2 protein-coding genes are annotated in these 1,926 nt (G+C 74.2%); both read right to left on the bottom strand.

The features are described from left to right. On the bottom strand, positions 1–997 hold a 997-nt coding region (locus ACFWGZ_RS40740), incomplete at its 3' end, for a carboxylesterase/lipase family protein (RefSeq protein WP_382456931.1). Between the two features lie 192 nt (positions 998–1,189). Beyond that, the coding region (locus tag ACFWGZ_RS40735) for an SDR family oxidoreductase (RefSeq protein ID WP_382456930.1) at positions 1,190–1,926 on the bottom strand (737 nt) is incomplete at its 5' end.

Here is a 1,926-nt window from a genome sequence, read left to right as displayed (position 1 = left end):
CGAACACCTCGGCCGCCTGCGCGGCCTGGGCGGCGGTCACCGTCCCGAAAACACCCTCGATGATCGTGAGCAGCCGTTGCTCGGACCGGGTGTGCCCGGCGACCAGCTCGACATCGCGCGCCGCGCCCGCCGCCAGCGCCTCCCACGGCGCCACCGGCAGCACGTCGCCGTCGACGACCGGCGCGAACGGGATCTTCTTGTGCGCCGCCTGCCCCCAGCGGCCGGTGAACCGGCCGATCTGGGCCATCACCTCGTCCCCGGCGACCGGCAGCAGTGCGGGATCCACAGTGGACAGATCGGCGGCGGTCGGGCGCAGGCCGAGCTCGGCGGCGCACACGCTCGCGATGTCCGCGGCCAGCTCCGGCGTGAAGAACGTGCCCGGCACGCTGCTCGCGATCGCCCGCTGGAACAGCCCGGCGGCGCGCGGCATGGCGAGCAGCGCCGCCACCGACCCGCCCCCGGCCGACTGCCCGAACACCGTCACGCGGCCGGGATCGCCGCCGAACGCACTGATCTCCGCGCGCACCCACTCGAGCGCCGCGACCTGGTCGAGCAGCCCGCGGTTCGCGGGCGCCCCTTCGAGCTGGGCGAAACCCTCGACGCCCACGCGGTAGTTGAACGTGACCACGACGACGCCGTCGAGCGCGAGCCGCGTGCCGTCGTACTCGGGCAGCCCGGACGTGCCGATCGTGTAGGCGCCGCCCTGGATCCACACCATGACCGGCAGGCCGCCGCCGAGGTCGGGCGACCAGACGTTGACGGTCAGCCACTCGTCGCCCGCGACGCCGACCCCGTCCATGCCGAACACCTGCGCCTGCGGGGGCGGCGGCCCGAACTCCAGCGCGTCGCGCACCCCGTCCCACGGCGGCACCGGCCGGGGCGCGGCGAACCGCAGCTCCCCCACCGGGGCCGCGGCGAACGGGATCCCGCGGAAGACCCGCACACCCGATTCCACCGCACCGCGCACAGTTCCGGCGCCGACGCGCACTTCGACCATGCGCGGATCGTGGCCCTGCCCGGTGCCGGAGTGCCAGCGATTTTCCGATCGTCACCACGGGCGCGTGCGGAAGTCCTCCGGGGTGCTCGACCCCAGAGGCCGGCGCGGGTCTGCGCACCACGGAACGGCACCTGCGCAAGGTGTTCGGCAAGGCCGGGTGACCTCGCGCCGCCAGCTGCGCGACGCGCAGTTCTAGTTGCCGGCGGCGAACCAGTCCTCCAGGCTCGTCGGCTGGAGCTGCGCGCCCTCGTTCGGCACGAGCTGCTCGCCCGTCAACGCGGTCCCGAAGTACTGGGCCGCCGGATCGCTCACGACCTCGCGCTCGTCGTTGCGCTGCTTCAGGACGGCGCGGATCCAGCCGTCCATCGTGAACTCCTCCGGCCCGCCGATCTCCAGCACGCCACCGACCGGCCCGGTGGCCGCGGTGCGCGCGACCACCGCGGCGACGTCGGACGCCGCGACCGGCTGCACGCCGCCGTGCGGGAGGCGCACGGCGCCGTCCGTCGTCGCCGAGTTCGCGATGGCGCCGGCGAACTCGAAGAACTGGGTGGCGCGGATGATCGAGCGCGTGAGGCCGGACTCGCGGATCAGCTCCTCCTGCGCCACCTTCGCGCGCAGGTAGCCGGATTCGGGCAGCTCGTCCGCGCCGACGATCGACAGCGCGACGTAGTGGCCGACGCCGGCCTTCGCGGCGGCCCGGGTCAGGGTGGTGGTGGCGGCGGTGAAGAAGCTCATCACGTCGTCGTCCGCGAACGACGGCGAGTTCGACACGTCGACGAGCACGTCGGCGCCCCGCAGCACCTCTTCCACTCCCTCGCCGGTCACCGTGTCGACGCCGCTGCTCGGCGAGGCGGGCACGGCGTCGTGGCCGTGCTCGCCGAGCCGCTGCACGACCTGGCCGCCGATCAGCCCGGTGCCCCCGATGACAA

This window comes from Lentzea sp. NPDC060358 (assembly GCF_042725365.1).
Taxonomy (GTDB): domain Bacteria; phylum Actinomycetota; class Actinomycetes; order Mycobacteriales; family Pseudonocardiaceae; genus Lentzea.
The sequence above is the reverse complement of the archived record's forward strand: the minus strand, read 5'-3'. Positions and strand labels throughout refer to the sequence as shown.